The organism is Yersinia vastinensis (assembly GCF_902726565.1).
GTDB lineage: Bacteria > Pseudomonadota > Gammaproteobacteria > Enterobacterales > Enterobacteriaceae > Yersinia > Yersinia vastinensis.
Genome location: NZ_CACVAF010000003.1, coordinates 41,285 through 64,389 on the forward strand (window position 1 = coordinate 41,285; position 23,105 = coordinate 64,389).

Here is a 23,105-nt window from a genome sequence, read left to right on the forward strand (position 1 = left end):
GACGCCCCTCATTGCCTTTAAACGCGCGTGTTAGAATCTGACTTAACGGTTACTCTTTCAGCGCGAAGACATTCAGGTTCTTGGCATTGTTTTCATCAATCAATACACAATCCATCAGCTGTTTCTCTTCCTGTCCGGTTGAACCGGTTTTCAGATATTTATCAGCTTGAACTACCGCCATCTGAGCTTGTGCCCAACCCGGCTGGAGCACTGTGGCTTTGATGTTGCCTTTGTTGATGATGGAGTCGCGGACATAGTCACTGCCGTCAAATCCAACCACGATGACATCGTTACGCCCAGCGGCTTTTAATGCTGCTTCAGCGCCGAGTGCCATAGTGTCGTTACCCGAAATCACCCCAGTGATGTCTGGATTAGCCTGCAAAATGGACTCCATCCGGTTGAAGGCTTCAGTTTGGCTCCAGTTTGCAGTCTGTTGGGCGACCATTTTCATGTCGCTGTGTTCGTCAATCACATCGTGATAACCCTGTGAGCGAACATGGGCGTTGGTATCAGATTCACGGCCTAGCAATTCAACATATTTGCCTTTGCCGCCCATCAGCACGACGAACTTCTCTGCGCCCAGTTGTGCGCCCTGATAGTTGTTCGACACGATTTGCGAGACCGCAATACCGGTTTCGTTGATTTCGCGGTCAATCAGAAAGGTTGGGATCCCTGCCGCTTTGGCTTTCTTCAATGGCCCGATAGTGGCATCGGAACCTGCGTTATCCAGAATGATCGCTTTGGCTTTCCGGGCGATGGCCGTTTCTAGCAATTGGTTCTGTTTGTTCACATCGTCATCATGAGAAGCAACCAGAACGGTGTATCCCAACTCTGTTGCTTTGGCTTTAGCGCCCTCGGCCTCTGCTTTAAAGAACGGGTTATCGTGGGAAGGGGTGATAATGGCGATCAGACCGTTACTGGCTGCGCCAGCAACACCCGCCATTGAGATCAATGCTGCGGTAAGACAGGATTTCAGTAGGGTATTTTTCATTATTTTTCTCCGCATTGAATATATATTCACTATTAAATTTATATTCAATCTAATAATACAAACGCCCCACGCCTTGTCCAATATGAGAATAAGGAAAGTAGAAGCCGGTCACAAATTAGTCGATACGAAAAGAGCCGGATCGGATACGGTCATGGGAAATGAGGAGATAACAGTTGTAAAAACGAATTGATTAGCCGATGAAATCTGAAGGAGTACGACAAGTGGACGCGACCACATTATTACACGTGTCGCGCCCTAGAATGTCTGATGTGGTGAATCAAAAAACAGAGAAACTTACTCTTGATGCATTAGTTTGCATGGCGAGCAATATTGGTAAGAAAGTGACATTTATTCTTGAGTCATTAACTCAATGCTGACTCAGCGATATAGCTGAACCACAACCGGGGTAACCTGCAATTCATGCTGCCAATGGCTCAACGTCAGGGCTGCCAACTGGGCTACCCCTTGATAAAATGGGTGCCCGGCATCAGATTGCAGTAAAGCCAGATAGCGGTAAGCCCAAGGCAGTACATGTTCTGCCAGCAAATCAGGTAGATTTTCGGGTTGATTCTCTGCCAGCCAGGCCGCCATCATCAGCACTAAACCAAACTGATCTTCGGGTTCATCCGTATCCAGTGTGACTTCCACTTGCTGCTCGGCCATCCAGTGACGCAATTTGAGGGTCGAATCCCCAAACAGTACATTTTCTTTATCCAGATACACCGAACCCCAAGGAGGGGCAGGCAAAGCATAAGGGCCAATAAATAACCGCTGCCAGGCTTCTTCCCGCGTTTCCTCTGTCTCTGATTGCGCCAGTAACTTGGCGATGGGAGCCAGTTGATCTTCACGCCCATAAGGCCATTGTGTTAACCATGAGCCACTGCTCAATTGCGCCACAATATCACTGCATGCCGGGCTGTCTGGCTCACAATAAAACAGCGCCCCCAGCACTCGGCCTGTCAATGCAATATGTTGATAAACAATGTTATTTTCAACCATCAAATATTATCCTGAATGATATTGGGTTCAGATTAAGCCAGCTACTGCCCCCCTAGAATAGCAAAGCGCAGTAGCCGTTTAGTGAACACACTCGATCAAGGCGTTGCGAGCAAAGTCAGTCTGGGCGAGCACTGCGCCAACCCAGAATGGCAAGGCGCAGCAGCCGTTTAGTGAACAATTACCCGCCGACGGCCATACCGACTGTCATATGCAGCCCGTAAAACACACCGCGACCAATCAATTCACCCGCAATAATCAGTAGCATGGCAAAGATCATCCCCAGTGTCATTGGTGTGCGACCACGGATCAACGGACAAATCCAGCACCCCAACCCCAAGACTAGCAGCACTAACCGCCAGACCATTAACGTCCCGTAATTGGGAATAAGCTCTGAAGCCTGTTGTACTGAGCTATAAATAGTCGACAAACTCGCTGCCTGCATAATGACACTAGCAATACTGATAATCAGCGCCAATACACTGATCATCGGTAATTGCAGCATCATACGGCCATGGGTACCGTCCATATTGACATCAGCCAGTTGCAGCAGCAGATAGCCTAACATTGGGCCACCGATAAAGACGGTCAAGACAAAGCCCAGCGGCGTATAGAGGTTGTCCCACGTTGGCACGGTATCAATGGAATAAACCATACACATGGCATAAACAAATACCACGCCCAAGACCATTGCCACCACCAGCCAGATTTTACCGAGCATAGCAGGCATTTTCTCTAATACCGCCAGCAACCAGTAAAAACCAGCCACTGCAAAGAACGCCGAACCTGCGGCAATCTCATTACTCAGTGCTGATTCCCCGACTCTGTTCAATGAGTTGAACGCGCGCATAGGCGACCCTAAGTGCAATGTCGAGGCGATAAAGGCCAGCGCCATCAGTACCCACAAGACAAACATGCTACGGTGAATCCGCAGTTGTTGCCCGCGATTAAAACCACCGAATATCAGTGCTAGCCCCAGAACAATAAAGCCCCCGACCACACACTGCCCCAGAACCGTAAAGACCATTAGCGGCCATTCATGCCATCCCATGCCCATGTTACACCTCCTCCGGATTTGCCAGATGGCCGGTGGTATCTCTGACCGGGCGGCTGTTGGCATTCGGTTTCACGACAATATTTGGCAGCGTGAAATGCGCCGATGGCAATGGCGCGACTTCCGCTAAGTCACCGTATTTCTCGCGCAGTTCATCAATCGGGGCCATATCCAACGCTCGCAGTGGGCAGGAGTCGACACAAATCGGCTTTTTACCCGCGGCCACACGCTCATAGCAGCCATCACACTTGGTCATATGCCCTTTTTCGGCATCATATTGCGGCGCACCGTATGGGCAAGCCATATCGCAGTAGCGACAACCAATACAAATGTCCTCGTTCACCACCACAAAGCCGTCATCGCGTTTATGCATTGCACCACTCGGGCACACTTTGGTACAGGCGGGGTCGCTACAGTGGTTGCAGGCAATAGACAGATAGTAAGCGAACACATTCTGATGCCATGCACCATTATCCTGCTGCCAATCCCCCCCGGCATATTCGTAGATGCGCCGGAAGCTGACATCCGTTGATAAGTTTTTGAAATCCTTGCAAGCCAGTTCGCAAGTTTTGCAACCCGTGCAACGGCTGGAGTCGATGTAAAAACCATATTGCGTCATCATTTAGCTCCTTATGCCTTGGTTACTTGAACGAGGTTGGTGTGGGATGGGTTCCCTTTCGCCAACGGAGACGGTCGCTGAGTCGTTAACACGTTAATGCTGCCCGCTCGGTCGATACGTTTCTCATCCGGGCTGTACCATGCCCCCTCGCCCAATGCGACAACCCCCGGCATCATGCGCGGTGTGACTTTAGCGTTAATCTGAACTTCGCCACGGCCATTGAATATCCGCACCATATCGCCATTTTTGATATTGCGCTCTCTAGCATCTATCGGGTTAATCCACATCTCTTGGCGACAAGATGCTTTGAGTACATCGACGTTACCGTAAGTAGAGTGGGTTCTGGATTTGTAATGGAACCCGGTCAGTTGCAGTGGATACTTCTGGTTAAGCGGGTCATCAAAGCTTTCGAAACCGGCGGCATACACTGGCAGCGGATCGATAACATCGTCAGGTTGTAACTCCCACGTATTTGCAATCTGCGCCAACTCAGCGGAGTAAATCTCGATTTTACCGGATGGTGTGCTGAGTGGATTAGCTTCAGGATCGGCGCGGAACGCTTTATAGGCCACATGATGGCCCTCAGGATCGCGTTTTTTAAAGATCCCCTGCGCGCGGAACTCCTCGAATGAAGGCAGCTCTGGAATGGCCTCTTGCGATTGTTGGTAAAGGTAGCGTAACCAACCTTCTTGCGTGCGCCCTTCCGTAAATTGCTGCTCGACCCCCATGCGTTTTGCCAGCTCAGTGGTCATCTCGTAAATGTTTTTGCATTCAAAGCGCGGTTTGATTACCTGATCAGCAAAGATGACATACGCCATGTTGCCACTGGACGCATCAAGGCAGAAGTCCATCTGCTCAGAAGCGGTGCAGTCTGGCAAGATAATATCGGCGTATTTCGCCGACGATGTCATATGGTTATCGATGACCACAATCATTTCGCACTTCTTATCATCTTGCAAAATGTCATGGGTACGGTTGATTTCAGCGTGCTGATTAATCAGGCAGTTACTGGCGTAGTTCCAAATAAATTTGATCGGCACATCCAGCTTATCTTTGCCACGGACACCATCGCGAGTCGCCGTCATTTCTGGGCCACGCTCAATGGCATCAGTCCACATGAACATAGAAATACTGGTTTTAACCGGGTTTTCTAAGGTTGGCATTCGAACAAACGGCAAACCATAGGAGCCTTCTCGAGCACCAGAGTTACCGCCATTAATGCCGACGTTACCCGTCAAAATAGCCAGCATGGCAATGGCGCGGCTGGTATTCTCACCGTTGGAATGACGCTGTGGCCCCCAACCCTGCGCAATGTAAGCCGGTTTGACCGACCCTATCTCACGCCCCAGCTTGATGATTTTTGCCGCCGGAATCCCAGTAATAGCCTCTGCCCACTGTGGCGTTTTGGCGGTTTTATCTGCCCCCTCCCCTAAAATATAAGCCTTATAATGACCGTTTTTCGGTGCACCCTCTGGCAACGTTTTCTCGTCATAGCCGACGCAATATTTGTCGAGGAATGGCTGATCAACCAGATTTTCAGTGATCATGACATAAGCCAATGCAGAGGCCAGTGCGGCATCGGTTCCTGGTCTAATCGGGATCCACTCGTCTTCACGACCAGCGGCGGTATCAGTATAGCGAGGATCAATCACAATCATCTTAGCATTGGATTTTTCCCGCGCCTGTTCCAGATAATAGGTGACGCCGCCACCACTCATCCGGGTTTCGCCGGGGTTGTTACCAAACATCACCACTAACTTGCTGTTTTCAATATCTGATGGGCTATTACCATCAGCCCAGCCGCCATAGGTGTAATTCAGACCCGCAGCAATTTGTGCAGTACTGTAGTCGCCATAATGATTAAGATAGCCACCACAGCAATTCATTAAACGCGCCAATAGTGTTGAACCCGGTGGCCAAGAGCGGGTCATGGTGCCACCCAGAGTCCCAGTGCCGTAATTCAGATAAATGGCTTCATTGCCATATTCTTTGATAATGTGCTGCATACTGGCGGCGATAGTATCAAAAGCCTCTTCCCACGAGATGCGTTTGAATTTACCCTCCCCACGCGCACCAACACGCTTCATCGGGTATTTCAATCGGTCAGGGTTATATACTCGACGGCGCATTGAACGGCCACGCAAGCACGCACGTACTTGATGTAAGCCATCAAAATTATCATCGCCGGTATTGTCAGTTTCGACATATTTAATTTCGCCATCAACAACATGCATACGTAATGGACAGCGGCTACCGCAGTTAACGGTGCAAGCACTCCAAATGACTTTACCGTCATTGGTGGGGTTGATTGCAGATTGGACAGCACGGGCCGTGCGGGAGAACGGCAGCGAAAACGCGCCGGTGGCGATGGCAAGGCCGCCAACGAGTGTCGTTTGGACCAGTTTTCGGCGCGAAACTTCTGCTGTTAACAGTCGGGATTCGTTGGTCTCTTTCATAAGATTCCCACTTGGTTGCATTCCAGAAAATGGAGATCACCCGCAAAGATGACATCCGATTAATTCAAAAAAATGAGTAAATAAGCGGGATGGAAGGGGTACTTAGTGGGGGCCGCTGACCCAATTACGGCAAGTTTTATAATTAGGATAATTAATAACCCGTCCCGCTAGCACTATTTTTACCTCTTTTGGGTAGTGCGGGATTTGTTTGGCATCAATAAAGCAGTAAGGATTTGGTTTTCCCTGCTGCTTTATAGTGAATTTGTGATGAAAAACGGTTCTATTATTTAGCAGGCTTGATGATAGAGCGCCATGATCTCATCAATCGTGGTGTCGCGCGGGTTTCCTCCGGTACAAACATCAGCAAATGCTGCTACCGCCAACACCGGAATATCATCGGCCCGCATCCCCACAGCACTCAGAGAAGATGGAATACCGATATCGCGGTTTAAGGCAATCACTGCCTCAATAGTTTGCTCGCGCACCTGCTCCAACGGTGAACTTTGGGCGTTATCCAACCCCATTGCCATGGCGATTTGGCGAAAACGCTCGCCAGTATAAGGGGCGTTATAGCGCATGATATACGGCAGTAAAATCGCATTGGCGACACCATGTGGCATGTTATAAAACGCCCCCAGCGGGTGAGCCATTCCATGCACCAATCCAAGACCCACATTCGAAAATCCCATTCCCGCGATATACTGCCCAAGCGCCATATCCTCGGTTGCTGTCGCATCGCCTTTTACGGAAGCACGCAATGACCGATTGATAATTTCGATAGCTTTCAGATGCAAAGCATCCGTGAGTTCCCAAGCCCCTTTCGTCAAATACCCCTCTATAGCATGGGTTAGAGCATCCACACCGGTAGCAGCCTTGAGCGCTGCGGGCATGCTATCCATCATATCGGCATCAATAAAGGCAATAGCAGGAATCGCATGAGGGTCAACACAAACAAACTTGCGCCGCCGCTCTTCATCGGTAATGACGTAATTGATAGTGACTTCTGCTGCTGTACCCGCCGTGGTTGGGATAGCCAGAATCGGTACGCAAGGCTGGTGGGTGTCGGCAACCCCTTCCAGACTGCGCACATCAGAAAATTCAGGGTTATTAATGATAATACCAATAGCTTTACAGGTATCTTGTGGTGAACCACCGCCAAGAGCTATCAGATAATCCGCTCCACTTTGCCGAAAGGCAGCCACTCCTTGTTGCACAATACTGATAGTCGGATTGGGTTTAACAGCGTCAAAAACCGCAAAGTCCAGACTCGCCTGTTCCAGACGGTCCATTAAACGCGTTGCCACACCACATTCGAGCAATATTTTATCTGTTACCACTAAAGCTTTTTGATAGCCGCGCCGAGATACCTCGTCGGTCAAGGCATCCAGTGAACCGCGACCAAACCAGGCCATTTCATTTAAAATCATTCTATTCATGATTGATTCCTCAATGTGTTAATCCACTGACTATTCTTCGACCCGCAAACCGTAGGTTTTGAATTTCTCCAAAACCACACTGATTTCCTCTTTAGATAACACCGGGACCTCATCAACAATGGGCAAAATAGCCAATAGTAGCGTGGCCAATACCTCCACTTCGTGAGCTAACCACAATGCTTTTGCCAGATTTTCTTCACACGCAATCAGTCCGTGATGCTGCAATAGTGTCGCCTTACGGTGTTTCATTGCATTAGCGACATGCTCTGAAAGTGCTTTGGTGCCAAAAGTGGCGTAAGGTGCACATGGGATATCATCCCCTCCAGCGGCCGCAATCATGTAATGAATGGCGGGGATTGGACGGTTAAGAATCGAAACTGCCGTACAATGAATGGAATGATTGTGCACCACGGCATTGGCATCGGGGCGAGTCTGGTAAACCGCCTGATGAAAACGCCATTCACTGGAGGGAACTTTACCGGCTTCATGGTGGCCGTCAGCATCAATATAAACAATGTGCGACTCAGTCAGTTTGTCGTAGGCAATACCCGACGGCGTAATCAAAAATCCTTCCTGATAGCGCACGCTAACATTACCTGCGGTTCCTTGATTAAGGCCCAATCGGGTCATTTCCAGGCAAGTGTTAATAATGTCGCGCGCCAATGCTTCTTTCTTCATTTATTCCTCTCTTACACCTAAATATAAAAATGCATTAAATAATGGATAGGGGCCAATGAACGTTAACAATGGTGAATGTGAGAGATATTTTTCGCTTATTTATTTGAAGTCAAAAATTAAGCATACAAATTTGTGATCAATGTCATGACTATTGCTCACTTTCTGGCAATTTAAATTTTATTTATTTTTATAAAATGTCCGTTTGAAAAAATAATATGATTAAACGGTCAAGTGGCAGTTCAACAACCGAACATAGTTATATCCATCTTGAATTGACCGTTTGTGACGAAAATAAAAAAATCGGTCATTATGCATGTGGGTTTGAAACACATTTCATTTCAAACGGTCATGAAATGTTTTTATTTAAAGTGATTGTCATCACAAAATATCAGCATTGAGTTACCAATGTGATTCAGCTCATACTTTTCAGTGGTTTTTGCCTTATAAAGGACGGGACTTAACGCAATGAGGATATTTTAATTTCACCCGACACTCATAAATGCCAGATGAAATAAAATCATCATTCATTAAATAAAAGACTTCCGTCGAATACTACGCATTTTAAGACGAGTAGAATAAGTGCAACATCTGACGAGGGCATCATGGGAAATATTTTAATACAAACAGATAGCACCAAAATTTCCGCCTCGGTAAGTGACGAGTCGGCAAATAAAAAAAGATATCTGATTCCTTTCGCATTGCTGTGCTCACTGTTCTTCCTTTGGGCAGTAGCAAACAACTTGAATGATATTTTATTACCCCAGTTTCAGCAGGCATTCACCCTAACTAATTTTCAAGCGGGGTTGATCCAATCCTCTTTCTATTTTGGTTACTTTTTGATTCCGATCCCCGCGGGTATCTTGATGAAAAGGTTCAGTTATAAAGCAGGGATTATTACCGGGCTGCTGTTCTACGCTTTTGGGGCTGCGCTGTTCTGGCCTGCCGCTGAAACAATGAATTACACTTTGTTTTTAATCGGTTTATTTATTATTGCCGCAGGTTTAGGTTGCCTTGAAACAGCTGCAAATCCTTTTGTTACCGTTCTGGGGCCAGAAAAAAGTAGCCATTTCCGTATCAACTTGGCGCAAACATTTAACTCCTTCGGAGCCATCATTGCCGTTGTGTTCGGACAAAGTTTAATCCTCTCGAATGTTCCTCACCAAACACAAGAAGTATTGGATAAATTGTCTGCCGAAGATTTGAATAGCTACCATCATAGCTTGGTCAAAGCAGTACAGTTACCCTATTTAATTATTGTGGCAGTGGTTATCTTTGTAGCACTATTAATTCTTATTACTCGGTTTCCGGCAATAAAAAGTGAATCAGACGATACACATAATGGTTCTTTCTTTGCTTCATTACCTCGCTTATTAAAAATAACCCATTGGCGTTGGGCGGTATTAGCACAATTTTGTTATGTCGGTGCTCAAACTGCGTGTTGGAGTTATTTAATTCGTTATGCAATAGAAGAATTACCTAATATTACGCCTGGATACGCCGCGAATTATCTAACCGCCACCATGGTCTGTTTCTTTATTGGTCGATTTAGTGGCACTTGGTTAATTACACGTTTTGCCCCAGAGAAAGTATTAGCGGCCTATGCCTTTATCTCGATGTTACTGTGTATTATCTCTGCCGCCTTTGGTGGGCATTTTGGACTATTAGCATTAACGCTATGCAGCATGTTCATGTCCATACAGTATCCAACTATATTCTCTTTAGGCATTAAGAATCTGAATCAAGACACTAAATATGGTGCATCTATTATTGTCATGACCATTGTCGGTGGCGGGATTGTAACGCCTATTATGGGGCTGGTCAGTGACGCAGCAGGAAATATACCGACAGCAGAACTTATTCCAGCATTGTGCTTTGCCATTATCTTTATTTTCGCCAAATTCAAAACGTCTCCCGTGAATTAATTCCGCGGGTAACTAATAAATTAAATTTTGCTACAGAACATAAGGAAAAATTATGAAAAAGACAATTCAGTTACCTAAAATTGGTATCCGTCCGGTCATCGATGGTCGCAGAATGGGCGTGCGTGAGTCACTGGAAGAACAAACCATGAAAATGGCCCGCGCCACCGCAGAATTTCTTCACGAAGTGGTGCGCCATCCTTGCGGAACACCAGTTGAGTGCGTCATTGCCGATACCTGTATTGCAGGCATGGCCGAATCTGCCGCTTGTGATGATAAATTCAGTGCTCAGAATATCGGGCTGACCATCACCGTGACACCTTGCTGGTGTTATGGCAGCGAAACCATTGATATGGACCCGTTCCGCCCGAAAGCTATTTGGGGCTTCAATGGCACCGAACGCCCAGGAGCCGTTTATCTGGCCGCAGCACTGGCGGCGCATAATCAGAAAGGGCTACCTGCTTTTTCTATTTATGGTCATGACGTACAAGATGCCAATGACACCCGCATCCCTACTGATGTGCAGGAAAAATTGTTGCGATTCACCCGTGCTGGCTTAGCCGTCGCCAGCTTAAAAGGCAAAAGTTACCTCTCACTTGGTGGGGTATCGATGGGGATTGCCGGTTCCATTGTTGACCATAATTTCTTTGAATCTTGGCTAGGGATGAAAGTGCAGGCAGTGGACATGACTGAACTGCGCCGCCGCATTGACCACAAAATCTATGATGAACAAGAGCTAGAACTGGCACTGGCATGGGCTGATAACAATTTCAAATTTGGCCCAGATAAAAACGCCGAACAATATCGTCGCTCCCCAGAAAGCAGCCGCGCAGTGCTCCGTGAAAGCCTACAAATGGCAATATGCATCCGCGATATGATGCAAGGCAACCCGGCACTGGCCGCCAAAGGTTTTGGTGAAGAAGCTTTGGGTTACAACGCCATCGCCGCCGGTTTCCAAGGGCAGCGTCACTGGACGGATCAATACTCGAACGGGGATACCGCTGAAGCCTTGCTAAACAGCTCGTTCGACTGGAATGGGGTGCGAAAACCCATGGTTATCGCTACCGAAAATGACAGTTTGAACGGCGTTGCAATGCTATTTGGCCATACGCTGACCGGGACTGCGCAGATCTTTGCTGATGTCCGTACTTATTGGTCACCGGAAGCAGTACAGCGCGTGACCGGCCACCAGCTTGAGGGCGTTGCCGAGCACGGCATTATCCACCTGATTAACTCGGGTTCCGCTGCATTGGATGGCACTTGCTGCCAAAATGATGCTCAAGGTAAACCTATCATCAAACCACATTGGCAAGTGAGCCAACAAGAAGCCGATGCGTGTTTAGCTGCCACTGAATGGTGTCCGGCGATTCATGAATATTTCCGGGGCGGCGGCTTTTCCTCTCGTTTCCTGACCCGTGGCGGCGTGCCATTCACCATGAGCCGCATCAATCTGATTAAGGGTGTTGGGCCAGTATTGCAAATTGCGGAAGGCTGGAGTGTTGAGTTACCAAAATCGGTCCATGACACTCTGGATAAACGCACCGACTCAAGCTGGCCTACCACTTGGTTTGCACCGCGCCTGACGGGTAAAGGGCCATTTAGCGATGTGTATTCCGTCATGGCGAATTGGGGAGCAAACCATGGTGTGCTGACCATCGGCCATGTGGGCGCGGACCTGATTACTTTAGCCTCAATGCTGCGCATTCCTGTTTGCATGCACAACGTGGAAGAGGAGAGAGTCTACCGGCCAACCGCTTGGGGCGCACACGGTATGGATATCGAAGGGCAAGATTACCGTGCCTGCCAGAATTACGGCCCATTATATAAAAAATAATAATCCGTCATTTTTAAACTCATTAGGCGATCTGCCCCGGTGAAAACCACTCTTCACTGGGGCCAGATAACCTTCTTTGCTGCCAGATAGCCGTTACAGGAGCCTTTATGAAGCGCGATGTGGTCATCGTTTTAGATTGCGGCGCAACCAATATCCGAGCAATTGCAGTAGACCCTCAAGGCGTAGTCGTCGCTAAAGCTGTGTTGCCCAATCATAGCCAATCCGACCCGGCTAATCCGCAGTGGCAATTATGGCCACTGGAGGGCATTTTGCAGAGTTTCGCCCAATGCTGCCGTAAGTTACTGTCACAGATTCAACAAGATAAGATCCACGCAGTGACAGTGACGACTTTTGGTGTAGACGGTGCGTTAGTCGATGCTAAAGGCAAGATGCTGTATCCGATTATCAGTTGGAAATGCCCACGCACCGTTGCGGTGATGGAAAATATCGCCCGCTATCTGTCCGCCGAAAAGTTACAACAGATATCCGGCATTGGTCAGTTTAGTTTTAACACCTTGTACAAGCTGATTTGGTTACAAGAAAATCGGCCAGATTTAATCGAGCAGGCCCATGCTTGGCTGTTTATTTCGTCCTTAATTAATCAGCGCCTCACCGGGGAATTTACCACAGACCGCACCATGGCGGGCACCAGCCAACTATTGGATGTGAAGCGTGAACAATTCAGCAGCGAAATTTTACAGAGGATAGGCATTCAAGCAGACCTCTTTCCGCCAATGGTTGCTGCAGGTGACATTATCGGGCAACTACAACCGGATATTGCGACGTCACTAGGGCTACCTGCTGGTTTACCCGTGATTTCTGCCGGCCACGACACCCAATTTGCGCTATTTGGCTCAGGGGCTGGTTTAGATCAACCCGTGCTGTCATCAGGTACATGGGAAATTCTAATGGTGCGAACACCTCGTGTGAATACCGCCCTGTTACCGCAATTTGCCGGTTCTACCTGCGAACTCGACAGTTGCCCACGGTTATTTAACCCCGGTTTGCAGTGGTTGGCCTCTGGTGTACTGGAGTGGGTTCGACAATTGTACTGGCACGATGATGCCTGTGATGATGTTTATCAGCGGATGATTCGCGAGGCCGAGGCTATCGCACCGGGTGCTGATGGAGTGAGAATGGATTGTAACTTGCTCGGCAACGCACGCCACAAATTGTCCGGTGGCTGGCAAGGAGTTTCGCTCTCCAGTGGGCGTGGGCACTTTTATCGCTCGGCGTTAGAAGGTCTGGCCTGGCAATTGAAAGATAATCTGGCCGTGCTGGAAAGGATTGGCGAATTCCATACCAAAGAGTTGCTGCTGGTTGGCGGTGGCAGCCGCAATGCATTGTGGAATCAAATTAAAGCTGACGTGCTCAATCTACCGGTTAAAGTCATTGATGAGGCCGAAACCACCGTGTTGGGCGCGGCACTGTTTGCCTGGCACGCCACAGGCTACTACGCCAGTGCCGAAGAAGCTCGGGCACAAGTTAATTACCGCTATCAATATTATCAACCGGGTGACCAGCAGCCACTTTATCAGGCGCTCTCAGCCCTCCCCATTCCCTTAATGCAAGCCATACCTTTAAAAGGAGCGTGTCATGCTTAAAACCATCTCACCACTGCTATCACCGCAGTTGCTAAAAACATTGGCAGAAATGGGGCACGGCGATGAAATTATCTTTTCAGATGCCCATTTTCCCGCTCATGCCATTGGTAAAAACAACGGGCCGCAAGTGATTCATGCCGACGGATTATCTGTCAGTGCGTTACTGGAGGCCACCATCCCATTATTTGAACTCGACAGCTATGCACCACCACTGGTGATGATGGCCGCAGTTGATGGTGACACACTCGATGCCTCGGTTGAGAAACGTTATTTACGCGCCCTATTTGGGGCTAAAAAAGCCCTGCCAGTCGAGCGTATTGATCGTTTTGCGTTTTATCAGCGCGCCCAACAAGCATTTGCGATCGTCATCACAGGAGAGACCGCCAAGTATGGCAATATTCTGCTAAAGAAAGGGGTGACGCCTGTTTTTTAAATCGACTATCACGTAACCTCACCCCTTTAGCCATGTATTTAATACTGATACTCATCAGGTATGAAATACATGGCTTTGCTGACGGAGAGGATAATGAAAGCGTCTCGTCATCAGGAAATCCTGCAACACATTAAGCAGCATGAAACGCTGACGACGGCAGACCTAGCCCGTTTACTGGCGGTCAGTCAGGAAACCATTCGCCGTGACCTAAACGAGCTACAAGCACAAGGGCTGATCATTCGCCAACATGGGCGAGCCAAAAGTATTAAACGCGCAACCAAAGATAGCGGTGATCCTTTTACCAAGCGCTTAAAGAGCCATCTTTCCAGCAAGGCCAGCATTGCCGACCATGCTTTATCATTGATTGACAGCGGGATGGTGATTGCGCTGGATGCCAGTTCCACCTGCTGGTATTTAGCCAAAAAACTCCCGGATATCGATATCACGGTATTTACCAATAGCGTGCGAATTTGTCAGGAACTGGCGAAACACCAAAATATCGAGCTGATCAGTGCCGGTGGTCTGTTGCAGCGCAAGTATGCTTGCTACGTTAATCCAGCCCTTTTTTCGTTACTGAAAACCATCGAAATCGACCTGTTTATCTTCTCATGTGAAGGCATTGATACTGACGGTGTTATGTGGGATTCCAACCCATTTAATGCCGAATTCAAAACCATGCTGCTTAAGCGCGCCACACAATCTATTTTGCTGATCGATAAAAGTAAAATGTGCAGAACCGGAGAGGTAAGGATCGGTACGTTGGATGATGTCGAGCAAGTTATCTCAAATGTGGATGTCGAATAGTGCAGTGATGATGTAGCCGTTCAGCATTCAGGATCTCGCGGTAAAATGCACGCTTATGGCAGTGTTATCTGCTGGCGGTCGGCCAGTCTCCCACCATCATGCTGTCAGGGCCATCGATAAGTGCGGAAAATGAGATCCACCCGTTATAAAGAGGGTGGCGCCGTCGCCTGACAATCACTTTCTATAGTAAGATCAGGGCTAAAAATAGATAGGCTCGATTTGCCAATGCTTGTTTCTGTTATCGAACACTTTCGCTAGCTGATGTTGAATGTGAGAAAAATATGTCAAACAAACCGTTCCACTATCAGGATCCCTTCCCATTAAAGGAAGATGATACTGAGTATTACCTTGTCAGTAATAATCATGTCTCGGTTACACAGTTTGAAGGCCACGACATTCTAAAAGTCGAGCCAGAAGCCCTGACCCTCCTCGCCCAACATGCTTTCCACGACGCGTCATTCCTGCTTCGCCCCGCCCACCAAAAGCAAGTCGCCGCTATTTTGGATGACCCGGAAGCAAGCGAAAACGATAAATATGTTGCCCTGCAATTCCTGCGCAATTCAGAAATCTCCGCCAAAGGGATTTTACCGACCTGTCAGGATACCGGCACCGCGATTATCGTGGGCAAAAAAGGTCAGCGCGTTTGGACCGGCGGTAATGATGCGCAAGCACTGTCACGCGGCGTGTATAACACCTTTATTGAAGATAACCTACGCTACTCGCAAAATGCAGCGTTGGATATGTATAAAGAAGTGAACACCGGCACCAATCTGCCAGCACAGATTGATTTGTACAGCACTGAAGGTGAGGATTACAAATTCCTGTTCGTCACCAAAGGTGGCGGCTCCGCGAATAAAACCTATCTGTATCAGGAAACCAAGGCGCTGCTGTCACCGGGTAAGTTGAAAGACTATCTGGTTGATAAAATGCGCACCTTGGGTACTGCAGCCTGTCCGCCATACCATATCGCCTTTGTTATCGGTGGCACCTCCGCTGAAAGCACGCTGAAGACGGTTAAACTGGCTTCAACCAAGTATTACGATGGCTTGCCAACAGAAGGGAATGAACACGGGCAAGCTTTCCGTGATATCCAACTTGAGCAAGAACTGCTGGAAGCTGCGCAAGATTTAGGTCTGGGCGCGCAGTTCGGTGGTAAATACTTTGCTCACGATGTGCGAGTCGTTCGGCTACCACGTCATGGCGCATCCTGCCCTGTCGGCATGGGTGTTTCCTGCTCCGCTGACCGTAATATCAAAGGCAAAATCAACCGTAAAGGTATCTGGCTGGAAAAACTGGAGCAAAATCCGGGGAAATACATTCCTGAGCATTTGCGCCAGAGCACAGAAGGCAAAGTGGTTAAAATCGACCTTAACCGCCCAATGCCTGAGATTTTAAAAGAGCTGTCGCAGTATCCGGTATCCACGCGCCTGTCACTGAGTGGCACCATTATTGTTGGCCGTGATATCGCCCATGCCAAATTAAAAGAGCGACTGGACAACGGCGAAGGCCTGCCACAGTACATTAAAGACCATCCAATCTATTATGCAGGCCCAGCTAAAACGCCTGAAGGTTATGCATCAGGCTCACTCGGGCCAACCACTGCGGGCCGCATGGATTCCTACGTGGATCTGCTGCAATCCCATGGCGGTAGCATGATCATGCTGGCAAAAGGTAACCGTAGCCAACAAGTGACTGACGCTTGTCACAAACATGGCGGTTTCTATCTGGGCAGCATCGGTGGCCCAGCCGCTGTATTGGCGCAAAACAGTATTAAGAGTCTGGAATGTGTCGAATATCCTGAATTGGGGATGGAAGCTATCTGGAAGATTGAAGTAGAAGACTTCCCAGCCTTTATCTTGGTTGATGATAAAGGGAATGATTTCTTCCAACAGATTCAAGCATCAAAATGTAACCGCTGCGGTTAACCTCACGATTAGGCCCCGGTGACATCGCCGGGGTCTGTTATCGGACAAACCTTTTCTCATTTCTGCATTTTTCATCCTTTGACACTGAATAATTTTTAAGCACTCCGCTGGTGCAATTTATTAACCTCACCACAAGATTGTGGCTGCTACTTTTTAATTATCTCGTCAATAAATTGTCGCTTTTTTATTTATCATCAAGTGTTAGCCATTGCTGTCTAGCGTCAGAGAAATGAGCTATTTTCGTGCAATGAAAAGCCCTAATTTAGTGCAATGATTTTCAATTTTACTATTTGATTTTTATTGAAAATTCTTCATTGACAATCACTCGAAATGCTTTTTATAGTGACCCTAACTTCTCCGCAAGAACGCCAACGTTGTCGGCTTGTGGTTATGGCAATAGAGCCCTCGCAAATGTCATCTGACTTTGCTGGGCTTTTTTTTTGGCTTTTTTTCAGACCCACTTTTTTAACCAATGCCAGGGGTAGTTACTTATGTCTAGAATAAAATGGTCCAGAATAAAATGTCATTCCACCGCACTCTCCATCGCGTTGACCGCGGCATTTGCCGTGACGTCTTCAGGCATGGCGACGGCAGCGGAAAAACCGGTAAAAATTGGTTTATTGGAAGATGCCTCAGGGAATTTTGCTTTACCGGTTATTCCCAAGATTCATGCAACAGAGCTGGCAGTAGAAGAAATTAATGCCAAAGGCGGCATACTCGGACGCCCAATCGAGCTGGTTAAATACGATACGCAATCCGATAACACCCGCTTTCAACAAATGGCTCGGCGCTTAATTAAAAATGACAAAGTGGATGTAATATTCGGGGCTTTTTCCAGTGCCTCGCGTGAAGCAATCCGCCCAATCATGGATCGTGAAAAACAGCTCTATTGGTATAACAATCAGTATGAAGGTGGCGTGTGTGATTCTAATGTCTTCGTCACTGGCGCTGTCCCTGAACAACAGTTCTCAACCTTGATCCCGTGGATGATGGAGAAGTACGGCAAAAAAGTTTACACCATTGCCGCCGACTACAACTTCGGTCAAATCTCTGCTGAATGGGTACGCAAAATTGTTGAAGAGAATGGCGGTACCATGGTGGGCGAAGAGTTTATCCCACTGAGTGTTTCGCAATTCGGTCAAACCATTCAAAACATCCAGAAAGCCAAACCTGACTTTGTGATGACCTTGCTCGTCGGTGCGAACCAATCCTCCTATTACGAGCAGCAAGCGGCAGCCAAACTGAACTTGCCAATGGGGAGTTCGGTCAATGTCGGTCAGGCTTATGAGCACAAACGTTTCAAAGCGCCCGCACTGAAAGATATGTATATCACGGCTAACTACATTGAAGAGGTAGACAGCCCAGCCAGTAATGATTTTAAACAGCGTTTCCACGCTAAATTCCCAGACGAGCCATACATTAATCAGGAAGCTGCCAATGCTTACGATGCCGTCTATCTGTACAAAGCCGCGGTCGAGAAAGCCGGTAGCACAGATAGGGATGCCGTGCGTAAATCACTGGAAAGCGGCGATATCTGTACCGATGGCCCTTCAGGGAAAGTCTGTATCGACCCTAAAAGCCACCATCTGAGCCACACCATCTATCTGGCACATGTAAAAGATGACCACTCAATCGAGATCCCCAAAGTGTGGAGTGATATCAAACCTTATTGGTTAGGTGAAGCTGGCTGCAATTTGCCAGTTAAACCCGATAACAGCCAATACACCCCCTCATCTCCACCGAAAAAAGCCTAAATCTGGCTTCTTTGTAGGGAAGTGACCGCCAGTGGCGGCCTTCCCTGTGTTATCCATTTTTAATGGTGTCAATCAAGACACCCGGGATTGCCAAACGATGTTAACGCTATCCTTTCTCTATTCGGTGATTTATCAGTTTGGCGATAACTTCGCCTATCTGGTGCTGGCTGCACTGGGGCTGGCGGTTATTTTTGGCATGATGGGCGTGATAAATCTTGCACACGGTGAATTCATTATGTGTGGGGCTTACGTCACCATTCTGATGAATAAAGCAGGTTTACCACTGCCTTTTGCCATGCTGGCCGGGACATTGGCCGCCGCATTCTTCGGTGGTGTCGTGGAGCGCTTGGTGGTGCGTCATCTTTATGGCCGTCTGTATGATTCGGTCGTGGCGACTTGGGCTATCAGCCTGATTGTGCAGCAAAGTATGCTGTTGATAGCCGGCCCATCACTGGAGGGGCTGTCGACACCTTTCGGCTCTTTTACCCTCGGCGAATACTCTTTTGCCACCTACCGAGCACTCCTGCCCTTCTTCGCGATTGCCATTTTAATGGTGCTCTACTGGCTGTTTTTCCACACCAATTATGGTGTCTGCGCCAGAGCCACAATTCAAAATGCCCGCATGGCATCCTGTCTGGGCTTGGAAACGGATCGCATTTATACACTGACATTTGCACTGGGCGCTGGGTTGGCAGGGCTGGCGGGAGCCATTTATGCCCCAACATTGACCGCCGTCCCCACCATGGGCAGCAGCTTTATTGTGCAAGCCTTTGTTTCTGTAGTTGTTGGTGGCGCAAATGTTCTGGTTGGCACCATTCCTGCAGCCATTGCCTTGGGTGCAATACAAACCGGGTTGAACTCTTGGTATGGACAACTGGCTGGGCAAATCGGCTTGCTGGTCACCGCCGTACTGGTTATCCGCTTACTCCCCAACGGGGTTGGCAGCCTGTTTACCCGTAATCGCTAGGAGCCGCATGTGACAATAACTTCTCTTAATGTATCGACAGCGAGTGCCAAAAAACACCCGCAGTCCACCACTCGGCGGGTAGCGCTTTTGGTGCTCGTGGGCGCACTGGCTCTGCCGTTGGTGGTCGATAGCGCTATGATCGGCGATTTCTCCTATTTCTTGTTATGGACATTCTGCGCTATCGGGTTAGCAGCAATGTGGGGGCATGGGGGCATTTTATCTTTCGGCCAGACCGCGTTCTTCGGCCTTGCTGGTTATACCTATGGGGTGATGACTCTGAACTTTGGTGATGGGGTGCTCTCCACTTGGTCTGGCTTGATAATGGCGCTGCTGGTCGCTGCTGCCGTCGCCGCCGCACTGGGCTATTTGATGTTTTACGGCGGGGTCACCGGCATTTTCATCGGCATTGTGACCTTATCTTTCACTCTGGTGCTGGAAACCTTTATGTCGCAAACCGCAGGCCCACAGTGGGCTATCGGCAGCGCGCGGCTAAATGGTTTTAATGGCATGTCAGGAATGCCACCACTCTCTCTCCCTTGGTTTGATGGTGAGCTGCTGACGCTGGAAGGCAATGCATTTTATTACCTAATTATCGTGCTACTGGCCGGGGTCTATTGGGGTGTGCGGCGGCTCTTGCGCTCTAATTTTGGTCTGACGCTGGCCTCTATTCGTGAGAACCCGCGTCGGGCGGAAATGCTCGGTATAGATATACGCCGCTACCAATTACTGGTGTTCGTGCTCGGCGGTGTGCTCTCCGGGTTATCCGGCGCACTTTATACCCTATGGGGCTCTTACATCACCCCCTCCTCCATGGGGCTAACCGCAGCAGCAATGCCGGTTATCTGGGTGGCAACCGCCGGGCGTAAAAATATTTTTGGCACCGTGGTTATCACCGCTTTGCTGGTGTGGTTATCCCAATGGTTGGCTATCTATGGTAGCGAATACGCCATGATTTTACTCGGAGCCGTTCTGCTGTTTGTCGTGCTGGCTGCACCTAATGGTTTATTGCCATGGCTGGCGGAGAAAATCACCCGTCTGGCAGCGGCACGCCAGAAGCGAGGAGAATCGCTATGAATCAGCATTCAGAGGATTTGATCCTTGAAACCCGTGGGCTAAGCAAGCGCTTTGGTGGCATTCAGGTTATCAATCAAGTGGATTTGCAAATTCGTCGAGGCGAAGTGCGCTGTGTCATTGGCCCCAATGGCGCCGGTAAAAGTACTTTTTTCAAGTTACTCACGGGTGAACATACTCCCAGCGATGGAGAGATCCGTTTCTTCAATCAACGGCTGAATACCTTAGCCCCTTTCCAGCGTATTCGGATGGGCATGAGTATTAAATTTCAGATCCCCGGTATCTTTCCAGAACTGACTGTTGAGCAGCATTTACAACTGTCACTCAGCCATTTACGCCCTGAAGTTCGTTCGCAGGCGGCCAGTGTCGATGAGCTATTAGAGCGCTTTAAGCTCACCACGGAATACCACCAACTTGCAGGTAATTTGTCTCACGGTAAGAAACAGTGGCTGGAAATTGCCATGGCAGTGTCACTTCGCCCCACCCTACTGATGCTTGATGAGCCAGTAGCCGGTTTATCTATCGACGAAACCTATCTCACCGGCGAGCTAATCAAACAGATGCAAAGCGATGGCCTGACACTGATGGTAGTGGAACACGACATGACATTCGTGCGGCAGATTGCCTCACAAGTCACGGTACTCCATGGCGGGCATGTTTTTGCTGATGGCAACGCCACCGAAGTGCTGGCGCGCGAGGATGTGGCGGATATCTATTTGGGGAAAGCAGTATGAATAGCGTGGTTTTACAAATAGAGGGCCTGACAGGCGGCTACGGCGGCGGGCAAGTGCTCAATGGCGTCACATTACAACTGCATGCGGCGGAGGTTTTGGGGCTGATTGGCCGAAATGGTGTAGGCAAAACCACCCTGATGCGCACCTTAATCGGTGCCGTGCCAGCCAAACAAGGCCGTATTTTGATCGGTGAAATCGACATCACACATGCATCACCGCAGCGCCGTGCTCGCCTCGGGATTGGCTATGTGCCGCAAGGACGTGAAGTGTTCGCGGGTTTGACCGTAGCCGAGAATCTACAAGTTGGAATGCAGTTTGTACGCGAACACCGCGAGTTCGCCAAAGACTTGCTTGAGCGGGTGTTGGATTACTTCCCGATTTTGCGCCAAAGACTCAAACAAAAAGCCGGCACCATGAGTGGTGGCGAGCAACAACAGCTGGCTATCGCCAGAGCCTTAGTGGGATCGCCCAAAGTGCTACTGCTGGATGAACCTTCTGAAGGTGTCCAGCCCTCAATCGTCAACATTATCGCCGATACCTTGGTGCGAATTGCTCGCGAACTGCATGTCGCGGTGATTCTGGTAGAGCAGGATATCGCCATGATTCAACGTGCAGCACAGCGTTGCAGCGTAATGGACAAGGGCCAAGTGGTAGAGACCCTGACTCAACAACAGCTTTCTGATGATCTTTTAATGCGCCGCCATCTGGCTCTGTAGCCAGACATCGCGACGACGCAGATACCCTTACGATATGGAGAATTGCTAATGAAATGGCTGGAAGAATCAATCATGGTCAAACGTGGTGTGGGTGCCGGACGTAAACCAGTAACCCACCATCTGACGGAAGAGATGCAAAAAGAGTTCCACTACACCATCGGCCCTTACTCAACCCCGGTGCTGACCATTGAACCCGGAGACCGCGTTATTGTAGACACTCGCGATGCGTTCGAAGGAGCTATCAATTCAGAACAAGATATTCCGAGCCAACTGCTAAAAATGCCGTTTCTCAATCCACAGAATGGCCCCATCATGATTAATGGTGCAGAGAAAGGAGATGTGATTGCGGTTTATATCGAATCCATGCTGCCGCGAGGTGTTAATCCGCACGGTATCTGCGCCATGATCCCCCATTTTGGTGGGCTGACCGGAACAGACTTGACCGCCATGCTAAATGATCCACTGCCAGAAAAAGTACGCATGATTAAGCTCGATAGCGAAAAAGTCTATTGGAGCGAGCGCCATACTCTGCCTTACAAACCCCATATTGGCACGCTGAGTGTCTCGCCAGAAATTGACTCAATCAATTCACTGACACCGGATAATCATGGCGGGAATATGGATGTGCCGGATATCGGGCCGGGAAGTATTACCTATCTGCCGGTACGCGCCCCTGGTGGACGCCTGTTTATTGGTGATGCCCACGCCTGCCAAGGGGATGGGGAAATCTGTGGTACCGCGGTGGAGTTTGCTTCGATAACCACTATCAAGGTGGATTTGATTAAGAACTGGCAGCTCTCTTGGCCACGAATGGAAAACGCAGAAACCATCATGAGCATCGGCAGCGCACGCCCATTAGAGGATGCCACCCGCATTGCTTACCGTGACCTGATTTACTGGCTGGTGGCCGATTTTGGCTTCGAGCAATGGGATGCTTACATGCTACTGAGCCAATGCGGCAAAGTGCGATTGGGTAATATGGTTGACCCGAAATACACCGTCGGCGCCATGCTGAATAAAGAACTGTTAGCGCAATAATCCTTGCCCCCGGTGCAGACCGGGGTATTTTTCGCGTTCGCTCAATCGCCATTTCTAACGGGCATAAGCAGGTGCA

General features: G+C 48.8%; 20 protein-coding genes. 13 read left to right on the top strand and 7 right to left on the bottom strand.

From position 1 onward, the window contains the following. Positions 1-49: 49 nt before the first annotated feature. Complete coding sequence (locus HUZ92_RS05055; RefSeq protein WP_019080371.1) at positions 50-991, bottom strand: D-ribose ABC transporter substrate-binding protein; 942 nt, start codon at positions 989-991, stop codon at positions 50-52. 197 nt (positions 992-1,188) lie between these two features. On the opposite strand from HUZ92_RS05055, the gene HUZ92_RS05060 reads away from it, so the two are divergent. Beyond that, positions 1,189-1,368 (top strand): XRE family transcriptional regulator, encoded by a 180-nt coding sequence (locus tag HUZ92_RS05060; RefSeq protein ID WP_128451246.1) that lies wholly within the window; start codon positions 1,189-1,191, stop codon positions 1,366-1,368. Between the two features lies 1 nt (position 1,369). On the opposite strand, the gene dmsD is transcribed toward HUZ92_RS05060, so the two are convergent. The 6 genes from dmsD to HUZ92_RS05090 all read right to left on the bottom strand — a co-directional run bounded on the left by dmsD (position 1,370) and on the right by HUZ92_RS05090 (position 8,230). Beyond that, the gene (gene dmsD / locus HUZ92_RS05065; RefSeq protein WP_050100203.1) at positions 1,370-1,990 is read right to left on the bottom strand and encodes a Tat proofreading chaperone DmsD; all 621 of its coding nucleotides are present in this window, start codon (positions 1,988-1,990) and stop codon (positions 1,370-1,372) included. 178 nt (positions 1,991-2,168) lie between these two features. Further along, positions 2,169-3,044, bottom strand: a complete 876-nt coding sequence (locus HUZ92_RS05070; RefSeq protein ID WP_145580072.1) for a dimethyl sulfoxide reductase anchor subunit family protein — start codon at positions 3,042-3,044, stop codon at positions 2,169-2,171. Between the two features lies 1 nt (position 3,045). Then, positions 3,046-3,663 carry a DMSO/selenate family reductase complex B subunit gene (locus HUZ92_RS05075; RefSeq protein WP_050140567.1) on the bottom strand — a complete coding sequence of 206 codons (618 nt, stop codon included), beginning with the start codon at positions 3,661-3,663 and terminating at the stop codon, positions 3,046-3,048. An 8-nt stretch (positions 3,664-3,671) separates the two neighbouring features. Further along, a complete protein-coding gene (gene dmsA, locus HUZ92_RS05080; RefSeq protein ID WP_145580071.1) occupies positions 3,672-6,116 on the bottom strand; it encodes a dimethylsulfoxide reductase subunit A in 2,445 nt (814 codons plus the stop codon). Positions 6,117-6,403: 287 nt separating this feature from the next. After that, positions 6,404-7,552: a lactaldehyde reductase gene (gene fucO, locus HUZ92_RS05085; RefSeq protein WP_128451248.1), complete on the bottom strand. Its 1,149-nt coding sequence runs from the start codon at positions 7,550-7,552 to the stop codon at positions 6,404-6,406. A 30-nt stretch (positions 7,553-7,582) separates the two neighbouring features. Beyond that, positions 7,583-8,230 (bottom strand): L-fuculose-phosphate aldolase, encoded by a 648-nt coding sequence (locus tag HUZ92_RS05090; RefSeq protein WP_050100212.1) that lies wholly within the window; start codon positions 8,228-8,230, stop codon positions 7,583-7,585. A gap of 602 nt (positions 8,231-8,832) precedes the next feature. Here HUZ92_RS05090 and fucP point away from each other — a divergent pair. From fucP to HUZ92_RS05150, 12 genes are all read left to right on the top strand, one after another. Then, complete coding sequence (gene fucP, locus HUZ92_RS05095; RefSeq protein ID WP_050100216.1) at positions 8,833-10,152, top strand: L-fucose:H+ symporter permease; 1,320 nt, start codon at positions 8,833-8,835, stop codon at positions 10,150-10,152. A 52-nt stretch (positions 10,153-10,204) separates the two neighbouring features. Continuing rightward, the gene (locus tag HUZ92_RS05100; RefSeq protein WP_145580069.1) at positions 10,205-11,983 is read left to right on the top strand and encodes an L-fucose isomerase; all 1,779 of its coding nucleotides are present in this window, start codon (positions 10,205-10,207) and stop codon (positions 11,981-11,983) included. A 107-nt stretch (positions 11,984-12,090) separates the two neighbouring features. Continuing rightward, positions 12,091-13,587 carry an L-fuculokinase gene (gene fucK, locus HUZ92_RS05105; RefSeq protein WP_145580068.1) on the top strand — a complete coding sequence of 499 codons (1,497 nt, stop codon included), beginning with the start codon at positions 12,091-12,093 and terminating at the stop codon, positions 13,585-13,587. Continuing rightward, the gene (gene fucU / locus HUZ92_RS05110; RefSeq protein ID WP_050100221.1) at positions 13,580-14,020 is read left to right on the top strand and encodes an L-fucose mutarotase; all 441 of its coding nucleotides are present in this window, start codon (positions 13,580-13,582) and stop codon (positions 14,018-14,020) included. Before fucK ends, fucU begins: the two co-directional genes overlap by 8 nt. A 93-nt stretch (positions 14,021-14,113) precedes the next feature. Then, positions 14,114-14,824, top strand: coding sequence for an L-fucose operon activator (gene fucR / locus HUZ92_RS05115; protein ID WP_050100223.1), 711 nt, complete (start codon positions 14,114-14,116; stop codon positions 14,822-14,824). 281 nt (positions 14,825-15,105) lie between these two features. Beyond that, positions 15,106-16,749 carry a class I fumarate hydratase FumA gene (fumA, locus tag HUZ92_RS05120; RefSeq protein ID WP_050100224.1) on the top strand — a complete coding sequence of 548 codons (1,644 nt, stop codon included), beginning with the start codon at positions 15,106-15,108 and terminating at the stop codon, positions 16,747-16,749. 491 nt (positions 16,750-17,240) lie between these two features. Then, on the top strand, positions 17,241-18,503 hold the full coding sequence (locus tag HUZ92_RS05125) for an urea ABC transporter substrate-binding protein (RefSeq protein WP_050100226.1): 1,263 nt from the start codon (positions 17,241-17,243) through the stop codon (positions 18,501-18,503). A 97-nt stretch (positions 18,504-18,600) separates the two neighbouring features. After that, complete coding sequence (locus tag HUZ92_RS05130) at positions 18,601-19,470, top strand: ABC transporter permease subunit (protein ID WP_050100518.1); 870 nt, start codon at positions 18,601-18,603, stop codon at positions 19,468-19,470. Positions 19,471-19,479: 9 nt separating this feature from the next. After that, entirely contained in the window at positions 19,480-20,544 is a 1,065-nt protein-coding gene (locus HUZ92_RS05135) for an ABC transporter permease subunit (protein ID WP_050140559.1), read from the top strand. Next, entirely contained in the window at positions 20,541-21,275 is a 735-nt protein-coding gene (locus HUZ92_RS05140; RefSeq protein ID WP_050100229.1) for an ABC transporter ATP-binding protein, read from the top strand. Before HUZ92_RS05135 ends, HUZ92_RS05140 begins: the two co-directional genes overlap by 4 nt. Next, complete coding sequence (locus HUZ92_RS05145; protein ID WP_145580067.1) at positions 21,272-21,991, top strand: ABC transporter ATP-binding protein; 720 nt, start codon at positions 21,272-21,274, stop codon at positions 21,989-21,991. Before HUZ92_RS05140 ends, HUZ92_RS05145 begins: the two co-directional genes overlap by 4 nt. Positions 21,992-22,039: 48 nt before the next feature. Then, positions 22,040-23,029, top strand: coding sequence for an acetamidase/formamidase family protein (locus tag HUZ92_RS05150; RefSeq protein WP_050100233.1), 990 nt, complete (start codon positions 22,040-22,042; stop codon positions 23,027-23,029). Positions 23,030-23,105 lie beyond the last annotated feature (76 nt).